This is a genomic window from Stenotrophomonas sp. 93052_Sma (genome assembly GCF_056481145.1).
Map to the genome: position 1 here is coordinate 469,496 of NZ_CM151134.1, position 24,291 is coordinate 493,786.

At 64.8% G+C, this 24,291-nt stretch carries 19 protein-coding genes and 2 pseudogenes; all 21 read left to right on the top strand.

Annotation, left to right across the window (positions count from 1 at the left end):
• The first annotated feature begins 87 nt into the window (after positions 1-87).
• The 21 genes and pseudogenes from ACZK2V_RS02195 to ACZK2V_RS02295 all read left to right on the top strand — a co-directional run bounded on the left by ACZK2V_RS02195 (position 88) and on the right by ACZK2V_RS02295 (position 24,183).
• Positions 88-1,293, top strand: coding sequence for a hypothetical protein (locus ACZK2V_RS02195; RefSeq protein ID WP_064968337.1), 1,206 nt, complete (start codon positions 88-90; stop codon positions 1,291-1,293).
• Between the two features lie 53 nt (positions 1,294-1,346).
• Positions 1,347-1,700 (top strand): capsid cement protein, encoded by a 354-nt coding sequence (locus tag ACZK2V_RS02200; protein ID WP_057503378.1) that lies wholly within the window; start codon positions 1,347-1,349, stop codon positions 1,698-1,700.
• Between the two features lie 56 nt (positions 1,701-1,756).
• Positions 1,757-2,032 (top strand): hypothetical protein, encoded by a 276-nt coding sequence (locus ACZK2V_RS02205; RefSeq protein ID WP_486322910.1) that lies wholly within the window; start codon positions 1,757-1,759, stop codon positions 2,030-2,032.
• A complete protein-coding gene (locus ACZK2V_RS02210) occupies positions 2,019-2,711 on the top strand; it encodes a hypothetical protein (protein ID WP_486322911.1) in 693 nt (230 codons plus the stop codon). Before ACZK2V_RS02205 ends, ACZK2V_RS02210 begins: the two co-directional genes overlap by 14 nt.
• A gap of 162 nt (positions 2,712-2,873) precedes the next feature.
• Positions 2,874-3,368: a hypothetical protein gene (locus ACZK2V_RS02215; RefSeq protein WP_057503376.1), complete on the top strand. Its 495-nt coding sequence runs from the start codon at positions 2,874-2,876 to the stop codon at positions 3,366-3,368.
• 9 nt (positions 3,369-3,377) lie between these two features.
• Complete coding sequence (locus ACZK2V_RS02220) at positions 3,378-3,911, top strand: gp436 family protein (RefSeq protein WP_049449826.1); 534 nt, start codon at positions 3,378-3,380, stop codon at positions 3,909-3,911.
• Positions 3,908-4,384: a phage tail terminator protein gene (locus ACZK2V_RS02225; RefSeq protein ID WP_064968315.1), complete on the top strand. Its 477-nt coding sequence runs from the start codon at positions 3,908-3,910 to the stop codon at positions 4,382-4,384. The genes ACZK2V_RS02220 and ACZK2V_RS02225 overlap by 4 nt, the downstream gene beginning before the upstream one ends.
• Positions 4,381-4,602 (top strand): hypothetical protein, encoded by a 222-nt coding sequence (locus ACZK2V_RS02230; protein ID WP_049403053.1) that lies wholly within the window; start codon positions 4,381-4,383, stop codon positions 4,600-4,602. The genes ACZK2V_RS02225 and ACZK2V_RS02230 overlap by 4 nt, the downstream gene beginning before the upstream one ends.
• Positions 4,603-4,605: 3 nt before the next feature.
• Positions 4,606-5,361 (top strand): phage tail tube protein, encoded by a 756-nt coding sequence (locus ACZK2V_RS02235; protein ID WP_164171599.1) that lies wholly within the window; start codon positions 4,606-4,608, stop codon positions 5,359-5,361.
• Positions 5,361-5,870 (top strand): DUF6631 family protein, encoded by a 510-nt coding sequence (locus ACZK2V_RS02240; RefSeq protein WP_164084048.1) that lies wholly within the window; start codon positions 5,361-5,363, stop codon positions 5,868-5,870. Before ACZK2V_RS02235 ends, ACZK2V_RS02240 begins: the two co-directional genes overlap by 1 nt.
• Before the next feature lie 184 nt (positions 5,871-6,054).
• On the top strand, positions 6,055-9,510 hold the full coding sequence (locus ACZK2V_RS02245; protein ID WP_200997050.1) for a phage tail length tape measure family protein: 3,456 nt from the start codon (positions 6,055-6,057) through the stop codon (positions 9,508-9,510).
• A gap of 2 nt (positions 9,511-9,512) precedes the next feature.
• On the top strand, positions 9,513-10,709 hold the full coding sequence (locus ACZK2V_RS02250; RefSeq protein ID WP_486322912.1) for a hypothetical protein: 1,197 nt from the start codon (positions 9,513-9,515) through the stop codon (positions 10,707-10,709).
• Positions 10,710-10,804: 95 nt separating this feature from the next.
• Positions 10,805-11,560, top strand: coding sequence for a phage BR0599 family protein (locus ACZK2V_RS02255; RefSeq protein WP_486322913.1), 756 nt, complete (start codon positions 10,805-10,807; stop codon positions 11,558-11,560).
• A 152-nt stretch (positions 11,561-11,712) separates the two neighbouring features.
• On the top strand, positions 11,713-11,991 hold the full coding sequence (locus ACZK2V_RS02260) for a hypothetical protein (protein WP_139042348.1): 279 nt from the start codon (positions 11,713-11,715) through the stop codon (positions 11,989-11,991).
• Between the two features lie 207 nt (positions 11,992-12,198).
• The gene (locus tag ACZK2V_RS02265; protein WP_164171597.1) at positions 12,199-15,924 is read left to right on the top strand and encodes a LamG-like jellyroll fold domain-containing protein; all 3,726 of its coding nucleotides are present in this window, start codon (positions 12,199-12,201) and stop codon (positions 15,922-15,924) included.
• Positions 15,921-16,661: a hypothetical protein gene (locus ACZK2V_RS02270; RefSeq protein WP_057504379.1), complete on the top strand. Its 741-nt coding sequence runs from the start codon at positions 15,921-15,923 to the stop codon at positions 16,659-16,661. Before ACZK2V_RS02265 ends, ACZK2V_RS02270 begins: the two co-directional genes overlap by 4 nt.
• 53 nt (positions 16,662-16,714) lie before the next feature.
• The gene (locus ACZK2V_RS02275; RefSeq protein WP_164084054.1) at positions 16,715-17,908 is read left to right on the top strand and encodes a GDSL-type esterase/lipase family protein; all 1,194 of its coding nucleotides are present in this window, start codon (positions 16,715-16,717) and stop codon (positions 17,906-17,908) included.
• 138 nt (positions 17,909-18,046) lie between these two features.
• A complete protein-coding gene (locus ACZK2V_RS02280) occupies positions 18,047-18,808 on the top strand; it encodes a DNA adenine methylase (RefSeq protein ID WP_164084055.1) in 762 nt (253 codons plus the stop codon).
• 163 nt (positions 18,809-18,971) lie between these two features.
• Complete coding sequence (locus ACZK2V_RS02285) at positions 18,972-21,932, top strand: TonB-dependent receptor (RefSeq protein ID WP_486323301.1); 2,961 nt, start codon at positions 18,972-18,974, stop codon at positions 21,930-21,932.
• Positions 21,933-21,987: 55 nt separating this feature from the next.
• Positions 21,988-23,539, top strand: a pseudogene (locus ACZK2V_RS02290) (serine hydrolase domain-containing protein).
• Positions 23,472-24,183: pseudogene (locus tag ACZK2V_RS02295) on the top strand (M15 family metallopeptidase). The pseudogenes ACZK2V_RS02290 and ACZK2V_RS02295 overlap by 68 nt, the downstream one beginning before the upstream one ends.
• The last annotated feature ends 108 nt before the right edge of the window (positions 24,184-24,291 follow it).

Sequence of the window (24,291 nt, forward strand, 5' to 3'; positions counted from 1 at the left end):
GGAGGGCATGAGCCAGTCCGCTGCCGCCCTCGAAAGTTGGAAACCAGTTTCAAAGACAGCGACCTCTGGCGCGGGAAAACTGGCGGCATGAACCAGCCCGCCGCCACCCTGCAGATCTTCAAAGCCGGCACGCACGTTGCCGAAGACGGCCGCACGCTGACCTTCAGCGAGGCGGATGTGCAGCAGATCGCCGATAGCTACGATCCGGCGCTGCACGAAGCGCCCATTGTGGTGGGCCATCCCAAAACCGACGACCCGGCCTATGGCTGGAGCAAAGTGCTTCAGGCCAAGGACGGCCTCCTGATGGCCGAACCGCACGAGGTAGATCCTGCCTTCGCGGAGCTGGTCAACAACGGCCGCTTCAAGAAGATCAGCGCCTCCATCTTCATGCCCGATTCGCCGGGGAACCCGACGCCGGGCAAGTACTACCTGCGCCACATCGGCTTCCTGGGCGCGCAGCCGCCGGCAGTAAAGGGGCTCAAGTCGGCCTCCTTCGCCGAAGGCGATGACGCTGCGTGCTTTGCCATGTCGCTGGCCCCGCTGGGCTGGACGCTGACGGATCTGTTCCGCCGCTTCCGCGACTGGCTGATCGATACCCAGGGCCTGGAGACGGCTGACCAGGTCATTCCGGACTGGCAGATCCGCGGCATCGAGAGCAGCACACGCGATGACGAAAACTCGCGCACGTCGGCCCTCTTCGCATCGCCATTGCTCACCCAGTTCCCGCGCAGCGCCCTCGATGGACCTGCGCCCGTCCAGGCACCGCCTCCCACTCGTGAACAGGTCAAATCGGAGATCGACCCCATGTCCCAGCAGAACAACGTCGAGCACGCACAGCGCCAGCAGCAGCTCGACCAGCAGGCTTCCACCCTGGACGCTCGCGAGAAGGCCCTCGCCGCCCGTGAACAGGCCGCGCGACGCGAAGACGCAGTGGCGTTCGCCGAAGGCCTGGTGAAGGAAGGCAAGCTGCTGCCGCGCCAGCAGCCGGCCGTGGTGGAACTGCTGTTGGCTCAGCCCAATGGCAAGGATCCGCTGAACTTCGCCGAGGGTGAAACGACGGTGTCCAAGCCGGCCGAATCGGTGCTGCGCGAGCTGCTGACCAGCCTGCCCAAGGCCGTGGACTTCAGTGAGAAGTCTGGTGGTGAAGGTGTGGGGCCAGGCGCGGCCAACTTCGCTGCACCGGCTGGCACCCAGGTCGACCCGGAACGGCTTGCGCTGCACAACAAGGCGCTGGACTACCAGCGTACCCACGCGGGGGTGGACTACCTCACGGCAGTCAAAGCGGTCTCCTGACCTGTATCCAAACGCAGCTTCTCAACTCATTCCTCGCGCTGGAGCGCAGAACCATGACTCAGAAAATCTCGCTGCTCACCCTGGCTGTCATCGCAGCAGTCGCCTTGGAAGCCGAGCGCGTCGTCGGTCGTGACGGACAGTACGCCACCGCCGGCGGCAACGCCTTCGGTGTGACCAACACCAGTGGACTGGTGGGCGACCGGGTGCCCGTTGATGTGGTGGGCACCAGCATCGCCACTGCTGGCGGAGCGTTTGACGACGGTGCCTACCTGCAGGTGGGATCTACTGGAAAACTCATTGCTCGCACTACCGGCGTTGTCGTTGCTCAGGCTCTGCAGCCTGCCGCGGCAGATGGTGACCGCGTCGAAGTGCTCCTGATCCCCAACGCGCCAGCGACCACCGGCTGATCTCAGCCACAACTGCCGCCGCTCATCGTTCTCACCATCTCGCAGAGAGACCTTCCATGTCCCAGCAGACTCTCCGTCAGGCTCGCATCATCGATCCGATCCTGACCACCCATGCACTCGGCTACGTCCGCCCCGGCAACGTTGGCCAGTACCTCTTCCCGCGCGTCGATGTGGCCACCTTTGGTGGTCAGATCCTGACGTTCGGAAAGGAAGGCTTCCGTCGCTACAACACCAAGCGCGCCGGGCGAAGCAACCAAGCGCGTCCAGTTCGGCTACCAGGGCAAGCCTTACGCCATCATCCCTGCAGCACTGGAGGCGGTGGTTCCGGATGAAACCGCCAATGAGGCGGCCAACGGCCCAGGCTTGGACGCTTCGCAGGACGCGGTGGATATCGTCCTGGACATCATGGAGCTGGAACACGAGTGTGAGTGCGCTGACGTAGCGCGCAATGCGGCCAACTACGACAACGAACACAAGGTCGCTCTGGTGGGCGTCAATCGTTGGCGCGGCGCCTCTGGTGATCCGACTGCTGATATTGGCGTCGGCAAGGAGGCCATTCGTTCCAGCATCGGTATGCGGCCGAACACGGCGATCCTGTCGGCGGCGGCATTCGAAGCAGCCAAGGCCAATCCGAAGATTCAGGACTACCTCAAGCATCGCGGCTTCAATGCACTGACCACCCAAATCCTGGCGTCGATGTGGGAAATCCCGAACATCTACATTGGTGAGGCGGTGGTGGCTACCGGCCAGGATGATGACCTGGGCGATGTGTGGGGTCAGGACGTGATCCTAGCGTTCGTGGCCCCGCCGAGCGGCGGCAACCGCCGCAACCGCGCGCGACCGAGCTATGGCTACACCTACAGCATGGCGGGCGAGCCGAATGTGCGTCAGGCCTATCGCGAAGAGAACCGCCAGTCCTGGATTCACCCGGTCAACAACAACCGCACTCCGGTGCTCAGCGGCATGGTCGCGGGCTACCTGATCCAGAACGCAGGCGCGCCCGCAGCGTGATGAAGGGAGCCGGCGAAGGATAGTCGGCGTAGTTGCCGCTTTACCCGTACAACCCAGCGAGCGGCAGCACCAGGCGAACGCGGGACCTGGCCGTGCGAAGCACAGCAAAACCATGCGTGACAGCCGGAGAGCACGGCACCACACCTATTCGGAGATCTCGTCATGGCCAAGCCCCGCACTGCGCCGCCCAGCGCACCCAAGCCCGTCCAGGACGGCAAGCCGGCCGATGTGCCGGCCGTCACGGAAGAGAAGGCTGCCGACGCGTCGCCGGCGCAGGGCGGCTGGGTTCCGGAGGAAGGCCGCGGCGAACTTCAGCCCGCCGAGACGGTCGCCTCGGAGGTCGATGGCGCTGCCGTCGACCAACCGCCGGGCGATCAGTCTGTAGCGGACCAGGATGCCGGCGCCGAGGCGGGTACGCCTTCGGGTGACGCCTCTACCTCTTTCGATGCTGTTGCAACGGGCGACCATTCGACGGATCCCGCGTTGTCCAACGGTCTCTGGCTGTCTGCCTGCTTCGAAGTGCTCAGCCCGTTCAAGCACAACGACGTCGTCGTCAAGCCGCCGGCGTGGATCGAGATGACGTGGGAAGAGGCGCAGGCCTACCAGGATGCTGGCGTCCTCGGTGACGAACCGGCCACCCCGGAAGAGCTGGAGTAACCGGCCGTCATGTCCTACTGCACGCTCGCACTGCTGTCGGCGGCCAAGCTCGCCCAGGAGCTGGCGCAGGTGGCCACGCCGGAGCGCTATCCGGTTGTGGACGATGCGCTGATGGATGCCACGCTGCTCGGCAGCGATCGCAGCGCATTCGACCCGGCCGACGTGGCGATCGCCGATGAGGCGGCCGCGCACGTGCAGAGCGCCCTGGACGATGCCGATGGCGTGATCAACGGCTACCTGGTCATGCGCAAGCCCAAGCCCTATCCGGTACCGCTGCCAGCGCCGGTACCGGGGATCGTGTCCACCTGGGCCCGATGGATTGCGCGCTACCTGCTGCACAAGGACCGGGTCAACACCGAGGAACGCACCGATCCGGTGGTGCGCGACTACAAGGAAGCGCTGCGCTTTCTGGAGCTGGTGCGCGATGGCAAGTTCAGCCTCGGCGCCGATGACCCGCTGCCTGCGCCCAGCGGCGGTGCACCGGAGGTCTGTGCACCACCGCGAGAGTTCAGCCATCGAACCCTGCAGGACTACGGCCGGTGAGCACCCAGCCCTTCGACACTGGCCTGGTGCGCGATCGCATCCGACAGGGCGTCAGCGAGAAGGAGCTGCGCCAGGTGCAGGGCAGCGCCGACTACGCCGCCGTTACAGCGCTGCGCGACTTCCCCGCGCCGTGCTGCTACGTGCTGCTGGCCCGGGAGATGCCGCTGGAGACCAAAACCGGCGTTTCGATCCCCGGCCAGCAGTCGCGCCTGGCGCAGTTGGTCGAAGTGAACTTCGCGGTGGTGACCGTCTGCCGCAACTACCGCGAGCAGCGTGGGGCGCAGGTGATCGATGAGCTGCGCCTGCTGCTGGGCAAGGTTCGTCAGCCGCTGCTGGGCTGGACACCGCCCATTCCTGGTGGCCGTGCCTGCCAGCTCATCGAGGGCAACCTCGAGGACTACGACGCTGCCACCGCCCTGTGGGTCGACGTATGGAAGACCCAAGCCGTTCTTCAACCCGAGATTCCGCGATGACTACCCAGACCACTCAGAAGCACACGATCAAGAAGGCGGGCCTGACGCTTGCGAGCAAGCCCATTGCGGAAGGCGAAACGGTGGAGCTTCCTGCCGACCTGGTGCCCTGGGCGGTTGAGCGCGGCTTCATCGACGCTCCCGACGCCGACTCTTCCCCCAATCCGTCGCGCAAGGCCAACGGCCAGGCGACTCCTGCCATCGCCCAGGAGGCGAAGTAAGCCATGTCCGATACCGAGTATTTCTCCCTGCAGGGTCGTGTGTACCTGGGCCTGCGCAATGCCGACGGCAGCCGCGCACCGGCGCGTTGGGCGTATGACGCCAGCGTCCTCGAGCTGACCATGTCCAGCACTCGTGAAACCAAGAAGGAAAGCTGGTCCGGTGTGCGCGGTGTCGGCGCTACCATGACCACCGAGCGCAACCTCGGCGTCAATCTGACCCTGGGCCAGCTCAACACCGATCACCTGGCGCTGGCCACGGACGGCACCCGCATGGAGCTGGCTGCCGGCTCAGCAGCCAACGAGGCCATTGGTACGGTCAAGCCGGGCGATGTGGTCGCGCTGGAGTATGCGGCGATCAGTGCACTGGTTCTGGAGGGCGGCACCCCAGCCGCGCCGTTGGTGCTGGACACCGACTACACCGTCAACCTGACCACCGGCATCGTCACCTTCCTCACCGACAAGACGGCAGTGGTGGCCAAGACCTACGAGTACGCTGCGCACAGCCTGGTGAAGGTCTTCGAAAGCACCAAGTCCGAGTACTACGTGCTCTTCGACGGCGTCAACAGTGTTGATGGCACCACCATGCGCTTCCGCGGCGAGGTGCACCGCGTCACCTTCCCGGCCTCGGAGACGCTGTCGCTGATCAACGACACCTTCGGTGAGATTGCGCTCACCGGCGAAGCGAAGATCGACCCGGTGCGCCAGGCCGATCCGCGCTTTGGCCTGTACGCTCGTGCATTGCTGGTGGATGCCGTCTGATGGCCACGCGAATCGGCAATCAGGACCAACCGCCGTCCGAACCCGGCTCGCTGGATTCGGAGGCAGTCGCCGGCGAACTGGACATCCTGGCTGCGCAGCAGCAGGGCCAGGTCGACGGCAAGACGGTGATCGTGCGCGAGTACGGCTTCTTCGAAGGGGCGCGGATCCTGCCGGCAGCGGCTCCGCTGCTGGCCGACCTGCAGCCGCTGTTTGAGGGGCGCGATCCGCCTTCGATGCTGGAGGTGACCGATGTACTGCTCTCGCATCCGGATGTGTTCCGCCACCTGCTGGCCTGTGCTATCGCCCCTCCGCCGGGCGAGGGTACGGATACCGCCGCCGAAGTGCGGGCGCAGGAAGCCTGGCTGGAAACGCTCAATGAAACCGATGGCGAGCAAATGCTGCTGTTGTGGTGGCAGGCCAACGGAAATTTTTTGCTGCGCCGGCTGCTGCGCAACGCCGTCGGCAAAAGGGTGAACCAGTCGGCTACGGACGCGTCTTCACCGACCTGATCTGTGCCGGCTACGGGCGCTGCTTTGCCGACATCGGCCGGATGACGCAGCGCCAGATCCTGCTCGCTTGGGAGCATGTCCAAGCCCAACAACGGCGAGCACGGCGGGAGCGCATTACCGACACCAACGCTGCCTATGCCGGGGGTGATCCGGCGACCACCTTGCTGAAGGAACTGAAGTAACAATGGCTGCCACCCGCAACCTTGAACTGGCGATGCGCATCGCCCTGGATATCGAGCAGGCGCAAAAGAGCCTGCCGGTGCTGCAGCGGGGGCTGGCCTCGATCAAGGATGCTGGCACCGCCGCTGGCGCAGGTCTGGAGGGTGTCACCAAGGGTGCCGACAAGGCGGCCGGCGCGCTGGACCAGGCCAGCCGCAGTAGCGCTTCAGCCGCGGACCGGGTGCGCACGGCCGGCACATCCATGCAGAAGACGGTGGCCGATGAGATCCGCTCGATCTCCGAGCTCGATGCTCGTCTGCAGCAGGGCGCAGCCAGCATGTCCGAGCTGGCTGACACCGAGGCTCTGCTTGATCGGGTCATGGCCCGCGGGCTGATCACCACCGAGGACTACAACAGCGCACTGAAGACGCTGGACAAGCAGGAAGCATCGCTGAGCCGCACTGAGCAGCAGCGTCAACGCTCCTTGGAACGCGTCATGGGCCGGTACGACGGTGCGTCGGCCAAGCTGCAGAAACTCGAGCGCGACGAGCGCGAACTCAAGGGCGCGGTGGATGCCGGTCGCATCAGCCGCGAGCAGTACAACCGCGCCCTTGCGGGGATCAACATCCAGCGCAACGCCGTCAACCTGGCCGAGATCAACAATCGCGGCCGCGGGCCGGGCGCTATCTCCGCCGGGCAGTACCAGATGGCCATGCGCCAGCTGCCGGCGCAGATCACCGATATCACCACCAGCATCGTCAGCGGCATGCCGATCTGGATGGTGGCCGTCCAGCAGGGCGGCCAGCTGAAGGATTCCTTTGGTGGCGTGGTGCCGGCCGCGCGTGCGCTGGTTGGCGCTATTACCCCCACCATCGCCGTGGTCGGCGGACTGGCCGCGGCAGTGGGCGGCCTGGTACTGGCCTGGAAACGGGCGGCCGACGAAGAGATGGCTTTCCAGCGGGCGTTGATCGTCACCAACAACTATGCCGCCACCAGCACTGCCAACCTGCAGGCCCGGCGCGATCAGCTCACCGGTCTTCAAGGGGTTTCCCGAGGCAACGCTGCTGAGGCGCTGACGAAGGTGGCTCAAACCGGTCGTTTCACCGGTGAGCAGTTCGAGCTCGTCGCCCGCAGCGCTGCGAAGATGCAGGCCTCCGCCGGCCAGGCCATCGATACCACCGTCGCCAAGTTCCTCTCTCTGAGGAAGGATCCGGTCGAGGGGCTACTTACGCTCACCGAGTCGGAGAACTTCCTGACAGAAGCCCAGCTCGCGCGTGTGCGCGCCCTGGTCAAAGAGGGCAACCAGCAGGAGGCAGTGGCGGAGGCGATCAAGATCTATTCCGATCGCCTCGATGAGGTCGCAGATCAGAGCGATGAGACGATGCCGGCGCTCGCGCGCGGTTGGCGGGATGTCAAGAAGGACGTCAGCGGCGCCTGGGGCGCGCTGGGCGACTTCACCAACGCGGTGGTCCAGCTGGCTGGCGAATGGGGTGTGCTGGCCAGGCTGCCGCGGCTGTCCGATCTGTTGGGGATGGGTGTGGTCGGCAGCACGCTGGCCAAGAACTTCGGGCTCCCTTCCTTTGCTGACCTGACCGGCAAGATGGCTGCGCGCATCCGGGCGGCCTCTGGAACCAATGCGCCTGTGAAGGTGCAGATGGCTGGCATCTATGCCCCCCTGACGCCGGAGGAAGAAAAGGCGAGGGAAGAGTTCGAGCGCCTTCGCTTAAGCAATCTGAGCAAGGAGAAGAAGCTTGAAGAGGAAATCGCCAAGATCCGGGCACTGGGTAAAGCCGGCCGCATGGACGATAAGGCGGTCAAGGCCTTGGAGGCGGAGGCTCGAGCACGTTATGCCGAAAGCCTACCCAAGAAGCCCAAGGGTCCCAAGTCAGAAGCCCAGAAGGATGAGGCAGCCGCGCAGCGCGAACTGGAGCGCTTGAAGCAACAGATCGAGCTGGTCGGCACGCTCGATGAGACACGCAAGAAGGCCACGGAGGTGTCCCGCGTCCAGGCCGCCATCGATGAGGGCAACTTCCAGAATGCGTCGTCGAAGACTAAGCAGGAGCTGCTGGATAGCGCGAAGAAGCTTGATGCTGCGAACGCTCTGGTTGAATCCAATCGGAAGCTGCTGGAGGTGCGGGATCAGATTGCCAACCTTGAAGGGCGCGGTCCCGATGCACAGCAGGCCAAGAGCTTGCGCGAGCTCGAGGTCACACGCCGGCAGATGGTCGAGGCTGGCAACCAGTCCGGTGTGGCCGAGGTCGACCGTGCCAAGGAGCTGGTCCGCCTCACAGCCGAACTGCAGAAAATGCAGGAGACCTACAACCGCGCGATGGGTGAAATGGGCTTGGCTCAGCAGCGCATCCAGATCGAGCTGCAGGCCGGGCTGATCACCGAAGCGCAGGCGCGCCAGAAGCTGGTAGAACTGTCCCGGCAGCAGCTGACCGCCCTGGGCGATCTTCCCGATCGCATGCGCGCCACCGCCGAGGCATTGAAGAACCCCGAAGCGCTGCAGGCAGCTGAGCAGATGGCCGTCAAGCTCAAGGAGATGGCCGCCACCACCAACCTGCTGCAGCAGAACGTGCGCACCACGTTCCAGAGCGCATTCCGTGATGCCCTCATGTCGCTGGCCAATGGCAATGCCACCTTGGGCGAGATCGTGCGCAGCTTCTTCCAATCCATTGCCAGTGGCCTGGCTGGGTATGTGGCCGATGAGCTGTCGGCCAAGCTGGCGTCCACCCTGACTGGCAAGCTGTTCGACAAGAGCGCTGACGTCGGTACGCAGGCTGTAGGTGCGGCCGCAACGCAAGCTTCGGCAGTCGCCTTGTCCTCGGCTGGTAGTGTCGTCACCGCTGGCGCCACAGCGGTCACCGGCAGCGCTTCGGCGCTGGCAGGTGCGGGCAATGGCCTGGTCACCGGCGCGAGTGCTCTGGTGGCTGCTGCTGTTCAGCTCAAGCAAGCCGCCCTCGCACTGGCTGCTGCCAACAATGCCAAAGCCGTTGTCAGCATGGTCGGTAGTATTGCTGGTGCGGCCAGCAACACCGGCACCGTCAGCGTGGGTACGCCTACTCCCGTCGGTAGAGCGCAGGGTGGTCCCGTTTGGGGTGCAGGTACAGGTACCAGTGACAGCATTCCTGCCTGGCTCTCCAATGGTGAATTCGTAGCCCGGGCCAAGGTGGTCCGGCAGCCGGGTGCACTGGCATTCCTGCACGCGTTCAACGCCATCGGCATGGATGCCGTCCGGCGCTGGGGTGCTTATGCCTTTGCCGACGGTGGCCTAGTCAGCCAGATGCCCTCGCTGCAGCGGGAGCCGGTCTTCAGCTCGGTGGCACCGGCCGGGACTCCGACTCCGAAGAACATGCGTGTCTACCTTCTGCAGGATCAGGATGAGCTGGTCCAGAAGTTGGCCTCGCATCCAGCGTTTGAGCAAGCGGTAGTAATGACGGCCAGCCGGAATGGCGCTGCGATCCAGTCGGAGTGGTAACGATGTCTTTCTCCGCTACCGGCCCCCGCGTGTTTCCAGTTCCTGCTGACTGGTCGGACACCATTACCGAGACGCTGTCGTGGGCCACCAACTACATGCAGGCATCGGCATCTGGTGTCTCCCAGCATTGTTCGTATCGCTCTGATCCGCGTCGGTCCTTTGAGTTCTCTGTGAAGTGTGAGGGCCAGCAGCGCCGGGTCGTCGACATGCTGCTCGCTGGCCACGGTGGTCGTTGGCTCGTCCCCATCTGGCCGGATGCGCAGCTCATTCCCGCGAGATTGCCCGTAGGATCGGTCGAGATTGCCTGCCGAACCAATGGGTTTGATTTCTTCGCTGGCGGAAAGGCCCTGCTGTGGGCAGCGGTCAACCGCTGGGAAGTGGTGACGGTGTCCTCGGTGGAAGGTGAAGGGCTGTCCCTTGCCGCCGCCACTGTTGGCACATGGCCAGCTGGAACCGTGCTGTATCCCCTGCGAGTGGCTCAGCTGCAGGACAGCGCTGAAGAGGCGCTATGGCATGACAATGCCGGCGCCCGGTCACTGACATTCGATGTGCTTGACGTCTGTCAATGGCCCAACCTGGTCGACCTGCCGCTCTACCTGGGCACGCCGGTCCTGAACCGTTGGGCAGACTGGACTGATCAACCGAAGGCCAGCTATGCCCGCCTGCGAGAGGTATTGGACAACGACAGCGCTGCACCGCTTACCGTGCCCCTTGCAGACTTCGCCTTCCGATCGCAAAGCACACAATGGAAGCTGTTCGGGCGTGAAGAGCACAGCTGGCTGCGCTCTCTGGCGTACACCCTGTGCGGCCGGTCCACGCCTATATGGCTGCCGTCCTACACCAGTGATCTGCGCATCACCGCCGATCTGGCCGTGGGCGCCATCGAGATCCCCATCGAATGGGCGGGCTATGCGCTGTTCGGTGCGCAGGCGCCTGGGCGTCGAGACCTGCGCATCGAGCTGTTGGACGGCACCGCCATTCATCGGCGCATTACTGGCTCGGTGGCCTCCAACGACGTCGAGGTGATCACCCTGGATGCGCCCTTGGACATCAGCGTTTCGGCGTCGCGGGTTCGGGCCGTCCAGATCATGAGCCTGGCCACGCTCGCCAGCGACCAGGTCGAGATTCGACACGCCACCGACGCCGATGGTGTCGCTACCTGCACCCTCGGCTTTGCTTCGGTGGTTCCCCATGTTTGAGGCCTTCGAGACCAGCCGCTTCCTGGCCCGCCCTGTCCATCTGTTCCTGTTCACCCTGCAGGGCAACGCGTACCGGTTCGCATCCGGCGCGCGACATGATGATCGGTAATGGGGATGGTGCAAGGCTCTATCGCTCGGCGCCCGGCATCGAGCGCAGTGCTGTGAATGAAACCAGCGAGCGATCGCAGAACAAGCTGACCATCAAGATGCCGTTCCTGTTGAATCCGGCCGCTGCCGAGCTGCCGGTGACGCAGGAGTTCGGCCGTATCTTTCGGCCCTATGCGCCAAGCGGCCGGGTTTCCGTTGTGTGCATGAAGGTCCACAGCAACGACCCGGACCTGCAGGCGGTGATCGAGTGGACGGGCCAGGTGGTATCACCGCGCTTCACTGACACCACCCTGACCCTGACCTGCGAGCGTAATAACTCCCGCAAGGGTTTCCGGGGCAATACGGGCCGGTTCACCCGGGGCTGCTGGAAGGCGCTGTATCGGTGTGGGGTAGCGATGTCGGATCACGCTGTGGAGGCCGTGCTGGCTTCCGTGGGTGGTGCCACCTTGCGCTCAGCTGCGTTTGCCGCGTTCCCCGCTGGTCGCTTGGAAGGCGGGGTCATGGTCTGGGCGCGCAGCAACGGCCTGGCGGAGACGCGGACGATCAACTCGCACGCCGGCGACACCATCACCCTCAACTACCCCGGTCCTGAACTGGCTGCGGGTCTGACGGTCACGGTCGCGCCTGGGTGTGCACACACATTCGCCGACTGCGGCAGCTACTTCCAGAACACGCCCAACTATGGCGGCCAGCCGCAGTTGAACGTGGAGAACCCCTTTGACGGACACCGGATCTCATGGTGAGCACTGATCGGCAACAACCTCGGCGCGGCCTGCGTCGGCTCTTGTATGTGTATGGGTGGCGTCTCAGGTACTGGTGGCATGACACGGAGTCCGGTGCTCTTGCGCGGCGCGTCATGGCGCTTGCGTTGGCCCTAGGCGGCCTCGTGCTACTGGTGAATCAGTTCCGTTCGCCCTTCCCGCAACGGGAGCCGCAGCAGGCCTTTGTGTGGTGGGTGCAGCTGATCATCATGATCGTATCGATGCTGATCAGTGCGCTGCTCGCCCGGACGAACCAGACCAAGCCGGAAGTGCAGACGCCCGATATCCCCACCACCGAAGAAGGCACCGCCGTGAAGCGCATCTATGGAACTGTGCGGATCTCCGAGCCGCAGGTACTTGCGTGGCGGTCGGCCGGTACCGACAAGATCCGCAAGGGAGGCGGCAAGAAATGATCGTAACCCTTGAGCACTTGCGCACGATTCCGGGCTTCGGCAACAAGCCAGGCTTCTGCTCGCGTGGCGGTAGGGACTGGTTTGCCGCGCATGGGTTGGATTGGAATGCGTTCCGTAAGGAGGGTATCGAGGCCGAGAGGCTGGTCGCTACAGGTGATGGCCTGGCCCTGGCATTGGTTGCGCACGCTCAGCGAATGGAGGCCAGCGATGGGCGGCGGAGGTAAGAAGACCGTTGGTTACTGGTACAAGCTCAAGCTGCTTTTCGGCCTGTGTCAGGGGCCGGTGGATGAGTTCGTGCAGTGGGACGTGGATGATGCAACGGCATGGGCTGGCGTGGTCACGTCCAACGGGTCGATCTGGATTCACGCCGAGAACCTGTTCGGCGGTGAGGATGAGCAAGGCGGCATCGAGGGCGAGGCTGAGATCATGTTCGGCCGCGAGGACCAGCAGATCAATCCCTGGCTTCCGCCGAATCTCGGTGCTGCGCACGGCGCCTATCGTGGGCTGGTCACTGTCCTGTTCAAGGGCGGAAGGTGGTCGGCCTTCACCCCCTATCCGAAGTCGCCCAGCTTCGTCCTGCGCCGGATCAAGGAAGGCTGGCAGGATGGCGTGTGCTGGTATCCGGAGAAGGTGAAGATCCTGCTCGACAAGGATGCAAGTGAGGTCGTTTCCGGCTTCCGCTCCGTGTCCTGGAGCCTGCCCTGCATCGATATGCAGGGTTCGTTTTGCACAGTGCCTGGCGATAGCGAGGACAGCTTCACCCTCAATGGCACCGGCGCAACGATCTTCCAGGTCGGCTTGCGGATCAGCGGCTCGGTCGAGACCAAGTACTACAGCGGTGGTTTCCCGATGCCAGGCTCGCCCAGCTTCATCAAGGGCGGCACGGGTTCGGGAAGCATCCTGCCCAATCACAACGTGTATCGCCTGGAGATCAGCAATCCGCCGGCGACGTACCACCTGAACTACACCCCCAATTTTGAGTCTTCGCGCCTGATCCTCGACGGCGCGCCATTGAATGTCGAAGTGGCCAGCAATGCGACCGTCAGGCTGCAGGCGCTGACGATCGATGGCCTGCAGGATGCGCCCAGCCAGTGGCTGACGGCGCGAGTGGAGAGCCTGGATGCCAAGGTGCCGCTGGTCGGGATGAATGCCGCCCACATCCTGTACGACAGCATTACCCACGAAAGCATGGGGGCCGAACCCATCTCGGTGATCGACGATGCCAGCTTCCGCGCAGCCGCGGATGTCTTCTTCGAAGAGGGAATGGGCCTGTGCCCGATCTATGATCCAGATAAGGAGTCCATCGAGCAGTACCAGCAACGGATCTGTGATGCTGCAGGGGCCGTGCTCGTGCAGGGCATGGATGGTCGGTATCGCCTGAACGTGCCGCGCGGGAAGTACGTTCTGGACGAGCTTCCGGTGCTGACCGACGACGACATCCTGGATTGGGCCGAAGAGCCCGCCACGATGGACAACGCCTGCAACCAGCTGTTCGTGAAGTACTTCGACCCAGTCGAGAACGCGATCGGCACCACCCCCGCACTGCAGTCGCTGGGCGCGATCCAGGCTTTTGGCAGTGTGGTCTCGGAGAAGGAGGATCGCTCCGGCGAGGTCGCCAACGTGGATCTGGCCCTGAAGATCGGCGCCCGCAATCTGCGTGCCAAGGCCACCTCGCTGCGCAAGTTCGACCTGACCACCACGCCCGTGGCCCGCACGTGGTCACCGGGCAGCTACTTCCGCCTGCAGGCGCCCAAGCGGGGCATCGCCGACATGGTGTGTCTGATGGGCGAGAAGCGTGGCGGCACCCTGAAGTCCGGCGCCATCACCTTCAGCTGCAGTGAGGACGTCTACAGCCAGCCCAATTCGGTCTATGTCGGAACTGAGCCAGGCGGGAAGCCGCCGTCGACGGCGCCGACCGTTTCGCCGCACCAGGTGGCGATGGAGGTGCCCTACGTCGTGCTGGTCTCGCAGCTCAGTGCGGCCGACCTGGCACAGCTCAGCAGTGACGTCTCTTTCCTGCTGGCAGCCTCAGCGCCACCAACGGTGGGGCAGTACTTCCGCCTGATGGCTCAGGCTGGCGGGGCGGAGTACAGCTATCGCGGCCGGGGTGACTGGTGCGCAAGCGCTGCCTTGGTCGAAGAAGCCGGCTATCGCACCGAGAGCTTCACCCTGACCGATCCGCTGGATCTGGGCTCGGTGGCCGTGGGCGATATCGCCCTGGTTGGCGCGGAGATTTGCCGCGTGGATGCCATTGACGCGGCTGCGATGACCCTCACGCTGGGCCGTGCCTGCGCCGACACGGTGCCTCATCTGCACGCGCCGGGCGCCCGCGTGCTGTTCCTCACCGACTTTGCGACCGACACCACCGAGTACGTCGGCGGTGACACCGTCCACGCCAAGCTGCTCACCCGTGGCGCGTCGGCGCTGACGGACCTGGCCGACGCGCAGGATCTGGTGGTCGAGATGGAGGATCGCCAGGCCCGGCCGTATCCGCCGGCGGACGTGCATATTAACGGCGAGCTGTACCCAGAGGACGTCGTCGGTGACGCTGTTTTGAGCTGGGCCCATCGCGATCGCGTGGCGCAGGCGGACCAGCTGGTGGATACCGGCATGGCCAGCATTGGGCCTGAGCCAGGCACCACCTACACCGTAACCGTGTATGACGCCGCTTCCGGCGCCCTGGTTGTCTCCTACCCGGACCTGGTGGGTGCCTCGTTCACTGTGCCGGCCGGCCAGCTGGTCGAGCGCAACCGCGTGCTGCTCAGCTCCCGGCGCGACGGGCTGGATAGCTGGCAGTCGGTGGAGCTGCTGTTCCGTCGTGTCTATCAACTGGATTTCAGCATCAGCGCCTGGCGTGGTGCCAACAACTCCACCGCCTCGCTGGTGTTCACCACGGAGGCCGAGGGCGTGGAGTGGTCGATCGATCAGGGCGTGCTGCCTGCGGGGATGAGCCTGAACACCACCGCCGGTCGGATCGAAGGGATTCCGCTGGGTGGCGCGCCGGGCTACTACCCGATCCGGGTCAAGGGTCAGGATGCGGCGGGCAATGTGGGCTTTGCCGAGACGGAGATTGCGCTGTCGACCATGCGCAGCAGCTTCCCGATGCAGACCGGCTACCAGGAGGCCGGTGGTCGCACGGTGGCGGTCAGCTCCTCCAACCTGCCGGTGCTGGACCCCACGCAGTCGCCATACGCCGGCGGTGCCTCGGTGCGTTTCAATGGCACCGGATTGCGGCAGGAGCTGGAGGCCAGTCTGGGTACGGCCGACTTCAGCGTGGCCATGTGGATACGCCCTGATGCGGCCCCAAGCGACACCTACGCGCGCCTGTTCCAAATCGGCCCGAACACGACCAATGGCGGCCTCTACCTGCGCCGCGAGCAGCTGACCAACCCGATGCAGGTTGGCCTGGACGTGTTCACGGGCGGCAACTACGTGCGCCTCTTCAATGATGCGGTCCTTGCACTGGCGGAGAACCGACTGCCGAACAGTGCCTGGTCGCACCTGGCGATCTCCAGGCGCGGCGGCGTGGCCCGTATCTTCAAGGATGGCCGCCTGGTCGATGAGAGCACCTTGCCTGCAGCAGCGGTCAACCTCAGCCAGACGGCATTGTCGCTGGCCAGCAACACGACCCTGACCGCCGAGCGGCTGTATGCGGGCCTGGCTGGCGTCGAGGTGCATGCCGGTGCAGCCGTGTATTGGGAGCCCTTCACGCCGCCGGCAAAGCCCTCGGACTTCCCCGCACGCCTGCTGGAGATGCCGGCACTGCCGATCGCGCTGGTTCGCGGTCGGGCCTATGGCCCGTACAGCCTTCACTTCAAGCGGGGCACCGAGGCCAGCCCGGTGACCTGGTCGGCAACCGGCCTGCCGCCAGGGGTCTCGTTGGACGTGGATCAGACCGGCAGCGACTCGACCCTGGGAGGAACCCCATCGTGACCGCCTTCAATGCGGTGATTACCGCCACCGATGCGCTGGGCTCCGTGGAGCGCCGTTCGCGGCTGCACGTCTTCGATCGGGGGCAGCTGTGGGCAGAGGTCGACAACACCGCCCAGATGACGCTGTTCGGGCCGGCTGGGTCGGGCCTGTCGGTGCAGGCAGGGCGCTTGAACCTGCAGTGCGGCAGCACCGGCACCGCTTCAAGGGCGCGCTTTGAGAGCGTGCCGGCCGCCAAGGATTGCCGTGCCCTGGTCGGATTCGTGATCCCGGCCGGTACCGGCGTTCGCACGGACAACGTGGGCCTGCTGCTGCGCACTACCAGCTGGCAGGTCACCAACGACACCTACGCCTACATCCTGGGCGTCGGCCGTCGCAGCGCCACCTCGTTTGGCGTCGAGTTTGGGCGAGGTTCCAACGCGGCCTCCGGGTCTTTCCAGCAGCTGCAGTTCGTCGAGGTGCCAGGCATCACGGATAGCGAGGTGGTGGTGTGGCTGGAGGTGGAGCTGATCGGTTCGACACTGACCGTCCGCCGCCTGGACGGCACCGTTGTCCTGACCCGCTCGGACAGCACCCATCAAGCCGCCGGCCGGGTCGGCGTCAACTATTTCCGTGGCAGCCAGGGCGGCCCTGGGCTCTTCACGGGCTTCTACTTCGAATCGCTCGACCCGACGAGCGAGTACACCGATGAGGCCGGCGACACCTACGTCGACCAGGCCGGCATTGCCTACCAAGGATAAGAACGATGGCTCGATTCAGCTCAAAACCGCAGCTGCAGACCCTGGCCAGCAGCGTGATCATTCCCGGCACGGCGCCGGAGGGCGGCGCCGCCGTCGGTGGCGGCACGGTGTCGCCTGGAAACGACATTCGCCTGACTGTGGGGCAGCTGCTGGCCACGCTTGGCGATGCCGGCGCGAGCCAGGCTACCCGCGTCGGCAGTACAGCCAAGTGGCAGGCCGCCAAGGCGCGCGGCGCGACCAATCCGGCGCGTCTGGCCATCGTGGGCGACTCCAATGTCGCCGGCCAAGGCTCGGGAACGGGAGCTGATGGTCTGGTTGGCGCGGCAACAACCAGCCTGGCGCGGCGCTTCATGGTGAAGAAGGGTGTTCGTACCGACAGCTTCTTCGGCGAGCAGAACGTCACCCTGGCCAATACCGGGCTGGCCAGCTACGACCCGCGCATCACCTTGGGCACGGGCTGGGCACCGGACTCCACCGTCTCCCAGATTTTCGGCGGGCGCCACCTGAAGGCGGCCGGCGGCAGCACGGGAAAGTTGCGGTTCACGCCTGCAGGCGCGTTCTCCAGCTTCCGGGTGTGGTATCCGACCCTTTCCGGCCTGAACACGGCGGTGGGCATCTACGTCGACGGGAGCTTGGTCGATACCGTGTCACAGGACGCGGCTGCGTCGCTGGTGTCGAAGGACTACACGGTGTCCGCCGGCACCCACTACATCGAGGTCGGCGTCGGTAGCGGCGGCGACGCCTTCGTCTGTGGTATCGAGACCTTCGATGGCAGCGCCAGCCCGGTGGCGTTGGTGGGCGGTTACTGCGCGGCCAAGTCTGCGGACCTGATCGTCGCCAGTCAGCCCTGGAATCACCGGCCGATGCTGTCGGCCCTGCGGCCTGACTTCACCGTGGTGATATGCACGATCAACGACACCACCGCCGGCACTGACCCAGGCATGTGGTACGCGAATCTGGAGGCGGTGGTGAAGGCGGCCTCGGCGACCTCTGATGGCTGTCTGTGCGTCGGTTTCGTCCCCAACGATGGCAGGGCCTTGGGTGGGATCTACGGATACGACGCCAAGGCGGCCGCGCTGCGCAACATCGCGGCGGACTACAACTGGCACTTCCTCGATCTGCGGGTGGCGCTGGGCCGCAGCTGGGCCCGGCAGAGCGATCGCGGCCTGGTGTTCGACAACGTCCACCCCAACTCGACCGGAGCCGAAGCGATCGCTTCGGCCCTGAGCGACTTCCTGCAGCTCTAGAACAGGGCGCCAGGCCGACAGCTGCAACTGTCGGCCTGGCACCGCAACACACGCGTACAGCCCGCGTGCTTTTGGCCGAGGCCCTGCTCCCCGCGCGGGGGAGGTAAGCCTCGCCGATGCTCATCGCAGAGGCTGAGAATGAAGACGACCACGCTGTTCCCTTGGCCAGGCGGCAAGACCCGCCTGCTGCCCCACCTGCTGCCCCTGGTAGCCGATACCCCTCACCGGACCTATGTCGAGGCCTTCGCCGGCGGCGCCGCTCTTCTGTTCGCCAGAGAGCCAGCCAGGGCTGAGGTGCTCAACGACTGCCACGGCGAGCTGGTGCGTCTCTACCGGGTGGTGGCCAACCACCTGGAGGAGTTCGTCCGCCAGTTCAAATGGGCGCTGACGAGCCGGGAAATGTTCCGGTGGTGCCAACTCCAGCATCCTGACACCCTCACGGACATCCAACGGGCTGCACGCTTCTACTACCTACAGCGCCTGGCTTGGGGCGGAAAGGCCACAGGCCAGACGCCAGGCTTCGGTCGGGGTGGCAAAGGCCTGAACCTGTTGCGGATCGAAGAGGATCTGAGCGCGGCGCACCTGCGGCTGCACAAGGTGACCATAGAGCACCTGGCCTGGCAGCAGTGCATGGCCAAGTACGACGGAGCCGATACCCTGTTCTTCCTCGACCCCCCGTATTGGGAGACCGAGGGATATGGAACGCCCTTCGGCATGGAGCAGTACGAGGAGCTGGCCAGCCAGATGGCGAGTCTGCGCGGCGCGGCCATTCTGACCATCAACGATCACCCGGCCATGCGGAAGGTGTTCGGGCAGTTCAGGGACCGGGTGGTACCGATCCGCTACACGATTGGCCGGCAGGCGGTCCAGCGGAGGGAGCTGATCTTCACGACCTGGTAGGTTGGCAGAGGCGCACGGGACGGGTTACGTCCCGTGCAATTTCATTCCGGTGGGCGCAACATTGGCGCCCCACCGTTTATCTCACCTATGGCGGGCGATTTATCGCGCGCCGTTACACAAGCGGGCGGCGTTGTGCGTCGCCCTTGGGGCGTGTCTGGGCGTGATGCTGCCCGGCACCGCAATGGCGCAGAACGTGAGCGGCGCGGTGGCGGGCCGCGCCACCGCCGGTGATCAGGTGACCGTGGTCAGCAACAGCACGGGCCTGACCCGCTCTGTCACGGTCGGTGCCGATGGCAGCTATCGCCTGGGCCAGCTACCGGTGGGCGACTACCAGTTGCAGCTCAGCCGTGATGGCCAGAAGCTGGGTGATCAGGTTGCTGTCAGCGTCGCGATCGGCGGCACCACCACGGTCAATCTGGCAAGCGGCGGCGGCGTCACCAATCTCGATGCACTGCAGGTGGTCGGCACACGCGTGGTCAATCGCGTGGATGTCTATTCCACCGAAACATCCTTCAACATCAATCGACAGGAAATCTCGCGCCTTCCTGTGGCGCAGGACCTGTCTGCGGTCGCACTGATGGCGCCTGGCGTGGTCGGCGGCAACTCGTCGTTTGGTGGCTTGTCCTTCGCCGGCTCGTCGGTGGCTGAAAATGCCGTCTTCATCAATGGCCTGAATGTCACCGACATGTACACCCGTCGCGGCTTCAGTACCGCGCCGTTCGCCTTCTTCAAGGAGTTTCAGGTCAAGACCGGCGGATACTCGGTCGAGTTCGGCCGCTCCACCGGTGGCGTGATCAATGCGGTGACCCGTTCGGGCAGCAACGAGTTCGAAGGCGGCGTGGAAGTCACCGCTGAACCCAGTGCATGGCGCTCCAGCGGCGGCGACCACTTCCATCGTGATGGAACCCCGCATTCGTATGGCAGCCGCGACAACAACTCGTTCCTGAAGACCAACGTGTGGGGCTCCGGTCCGATCATCAAGGACAAGCTGTTCCTGTTCGCGATGTATGAAGACCGCAGTGACAAAGGGCACAACACCTCGTCCGATGGCAGTACCTGGTTCAAGAATGATTCCGGCAACGGTTTCTGGGGCACCAAGCTGGACTGGAACATCAACGACAACCACAGCCTGGCACTGCTGGCGTTCTCCGACGAAGGTGACGTCACCAACGCCTCGTATGGCTACAACTGGAACGCAGACCAGCTCGGTGCATGGGGCGGTGATTCGGTCACCGAGACGGGTGGTCGCAACTGGTCGGCCACCTATACCGGCCACTTCGGCCAGAACTTCACCGCCCGCGCCATGGTCGGCCAGAACAACCAGCGTGCGTTCACCAATTCGTCGCTGGATCAGGCGTGCAGCCCGGTGTTCACCGACAGCACCTACGGCCCGCGCCTGGGCAAGCTGCAGGGCCTGCGCGCAGGCTGCCACCCCACCGGCACGGCAGTGGCCGAGCGTGACGATACCCGTGACGTGGCGCGACTGGACTTCGAATGGCAGCTGGGTGATCACCTGCTACGCTTCGGTGTCGACCGTGAGCTGATGACCACAAAGCAGTCCACCCGCTACCCCGGTCCGACCGAGTTGAGCTACACGGCCTACGTAGCGCGACCTGGCGACGAAGTCTGGGACGGTGCCAATGCCTACGTGCCAGCAGGCGTTACCGAAATGCTGCGTGCGCGCAACCGCAAGTCGGGAGGCACGTTCGAGACTGAAGCCAATGCCTTCTACGTGGAAGACATCTGGAACATCACTCCGAACCTGATGCTCAACCTCGGCGTGCGCTGGGACCGTTTCGAAAACCGCACCGCCGCCGGCAAGGCGTTCATCAAGATGGACGACCTGGTCGCGCCGCGTGTGGGCTTCTCGTGGGACATGCGCGGTGATGGCAGCACCAAGCTCTTCGGCAACGCCGGCCGCTACTACCTGCCGGTTACCAACAACATCAACGTGAACTTCGCCGGTGGTCTCACCGACGAATACAGCTATTACGTGCTCAATGGCTGGGAACAGAAGACCTCGCCGACAGGCTCGCCGTACATGGCACCGATCGTCGGCCAGCAGATCGGGCCGACCGACACCCGCATGAACACCGGCGGTGCCGACCTGCGCCAGAGCGTGGACCGCGATCTCAAGGCGGTCTACCAGGACGAGTACATCCTGGGCTTCCAGAACATGATCAACCAGGCGTGGTCCTGGGGCGTCAACGCCACCTACCGGCGCATGACCCGCGCTCTGGATGACATCCGCATCAACTACACCCCGTGCGGCCCGACCCCCAGCACGCTGTGGCCGATCGCCAACCCGGGCGAGAGCCTGACGATCTGGGGCGACAAGAGCATCGGTTGCGCCAACGAAGGCTGGATCACCATCGACACCGCCAACAGCGGCTATCGAAAGGGCGGCAGTGGCGAGGTGATCGGTTACTCCAAGCCCAAGCGTACCTACAAGGCGCTGGAGTTCCAGATCGACCGTGCATGGGACGAGAAGTGGATGTTCAACGCGTCCTACCTGTGGTCGAAGAGTGAAGGCAACTTCGAAGGACCAGTGAACTCCGATACCAACTACGGTGATACCGGCATGGTCCAGTTCTGGGACCACCCCGCCACCAACGAGCGCTACGGCGTACTGTTCAACGACTTCCGCCACCAGTTCAAGCTGCGAGCTGCGTACGCACTGAACAAGCAATGGTCCTTCGGCACCACGTTGCAGGTGCAGTCCGGTGGCCCGATCACTGCGTATGGCGTGATGTGGCCAAACGACTCCATCGCCGGTGGCAGTACCTCCAGTGAAGGTAGTGGCGGTGGCACCGGTTGGCTGTGCGTGGCCAACTGCTCCGGCCCATACAACCAGCGACAGTTCGAGTACAGTCCGCGCGGCGCGTTCGGTCGCCTGCCATGGACGTGGACCATGGGCGCCAATGTGACGTGGCGTTTGCCGGTGGAAGGCATCGACCTCAGCGCACGGCTGTCGGTCTACAACCTGTTCAACAATCAGAAGACCATCAACGTGCACCAGCGCTATGAAGCGCAGCCCGGCCAGTACCGCGAGGCGACGTTCGCCACCGGGACGCGCTGGCAGGCTCCGCGCTATACACAGTTGGTGGTGACCTGGAATTTCTGAGGCTGCATCCCGTGCCGTCCGTGTGGGCGGCGCGGGCATTGGAAGGGAAGCGTGCATGCATCATCTGCTGATCCTCGCAGCGGCACTGGCCGCACCCTCCGCTTCGGCGGTCGATACCGCATCCATCGATGCCGATGTCGCCGCCGTGGTCCAGCATAAGCACCTGCCCGGGCTGGCCATGGCGGTGGTCGAGAATGGGCACGTGGTCTATCGCCATGCCGAGGGCGCGCGGTGATGGCGGCCGCATCGACGAGGACACGCTGTTCAAGATCGCCTCCAACAGCAAGGCGATGACCGCCGCGTTGCTGGCGCGGCTGGTGCAGCAGGGCAAGCTGCGCTGGGATGACCCGGTGCGGCGGCACCTGCCGGGCTTCCGCATGCATGACGCATGGGTGGGCCAGCAGATGCAGGTGCGCGACCTGCTGATCCACAACAGCGGTCTCGGTCTGGGCGCCGGTGATCTGATGCTGTGGCCGGAGCCGAACACGTTCACCCGCGCCGACATCATTGCCGGACTGGCGCACTTGAAGCCGGTCAGCAGCTTCCGCAGCCACTATGCCTACGACAACCTGATGTATGTGGTGGCCGGCGAAGTGGCCGCTGCGGCCGGTGGCAAATCGTACGACCAGTTGATGCGCGAGCAGGTGTTTGAACCACTCGGCATGACGCGCTGCCAGGTGGGGGCCTGGTCGGTGAAGCGCGTAGGCAACGTCGCGCAGCCACATGCCTGGCGTCGTGATCGCAATGAGGTGGTGAACGCTGACGGTGCCATCAGCCCGGACCTGCCTTCCATGGCTGCCGGAGGCATCCGCTGTTCGCTGCGCGACATGACGCGCTGGATGCAGGTACTGCTTGATCCTGCCGTGGTGCAGGATTGGTTGGATAGTGAACAGCGCCGCACGTTGTGGACATTACACGTGCCGATGCCGCTGGGTGAGCGCCAGCGGCGCTGGGACAACGCGCATTTCTACGGCTACGGCTATGGCTGGCGCGTGTCTGACATGGATGGGCAGTGGAAGGTGGCACACACCGGCACGCTGTCAGGGATGTACTCGTCGCTGGCGCTGCTGCCCGACCGCAAGGTGGGTGTGGTGATGCTGATCAATGGCGAAGGCGAGGATGCGCGTACCGCGTTGATGCAGGCCGCGCTGAAGCGCTTCACCGCAGCGGACGATGCGCGGCCTGCGATGGAGTACCTGGCCGAATTGAAGGCAGACCAGGCAACGCGGGCGGCGACCGGCCATTCGCGGCCGTCCACCGTTGCGGCGCAGGAGACGAGCCGCACGGATCTGCCGCACTGGCAGGGCCGTTACCGCGATCCGTGGCTGGGCCCGGCCTCACTGTGCCCGGGCGCGGACGGCCTGCGCTTCAGCGTGGACAAGTCGCCCCGGCTGCAGGCCACGGTGCTGCAGTTGCAGGGGCGTTGGCTGCTGCGCTGGGATACGCTGGGCGAAGACGCACAGGCCTGGCTGCAGCCCGGTGACGGTGCGCCGCCCACACTGGACCTGCGTGCCATCGACCCGGACATCGACTTCAGCTATGACTTCCAGGACCTGCATTTCACTCGTACTGGCGACTGCCCTGGCAGCGAGCGCCAGCGCCGCTGAGCCGCCGCGTGTTTCGCCGGCCACCGATGCCGCCAGCGCCGGATTCGTGGAGATCCGCACGTTGTCGCCAGGCATCGAGATGGACATCCGCTACGCCGGCGCCAACAACTTCACCGGCGCGCGTGCCGGGTTACGAGGGGCCGTCCTGTTACCTGCTGGCGCCGGTGGCGAAGGCACTGGCACAGGTGGAACAGGACCTGCGCGCGGATGGCTTTGGCCTGCGCCTCTACGACTGCTACCGGCCGGTGCGCTCGGTGCAGGCCTTCATGGCCTGGGTGAACGATCCGCGCGAGCGCTCGCGCAAGGCTCTGCAGTACCCGGATCTGGACAAGCCACGGCTGCTGGCCGACGGCTACATCGCCGAGCGCTCCGGCCATAGCCGCGGTGCCACGGTGGATCTGGGGCTGCTGGATTGCGGCAGTGGTGCATGTACGCCGTTGGACATGGGCACCGACTTCGATTTCTTCGGGCCACGCGCGCATACGCAGACGAGCGGGCTGAGTGCTGCGCAGCAGGCGAATCGCAAGCAGCTGGTGCAGGCGATGGCACGCCGTGGTTTCGTCAACTATCCGCAGGAGTGGTGGCACTACACCCTGCAGCCCGAACCGGACCCGGGCACCGCATACGACGTCCCCGTGCGGTAGGGACATCGGCGGAGGGGCGCTGCTGTTGGTAGGTGTCGACCTTGGTCGACACGGTAGATCCACGCCATGCGTGGACGCCTTTCGTTCAATCATCGGAGTATTCGATTT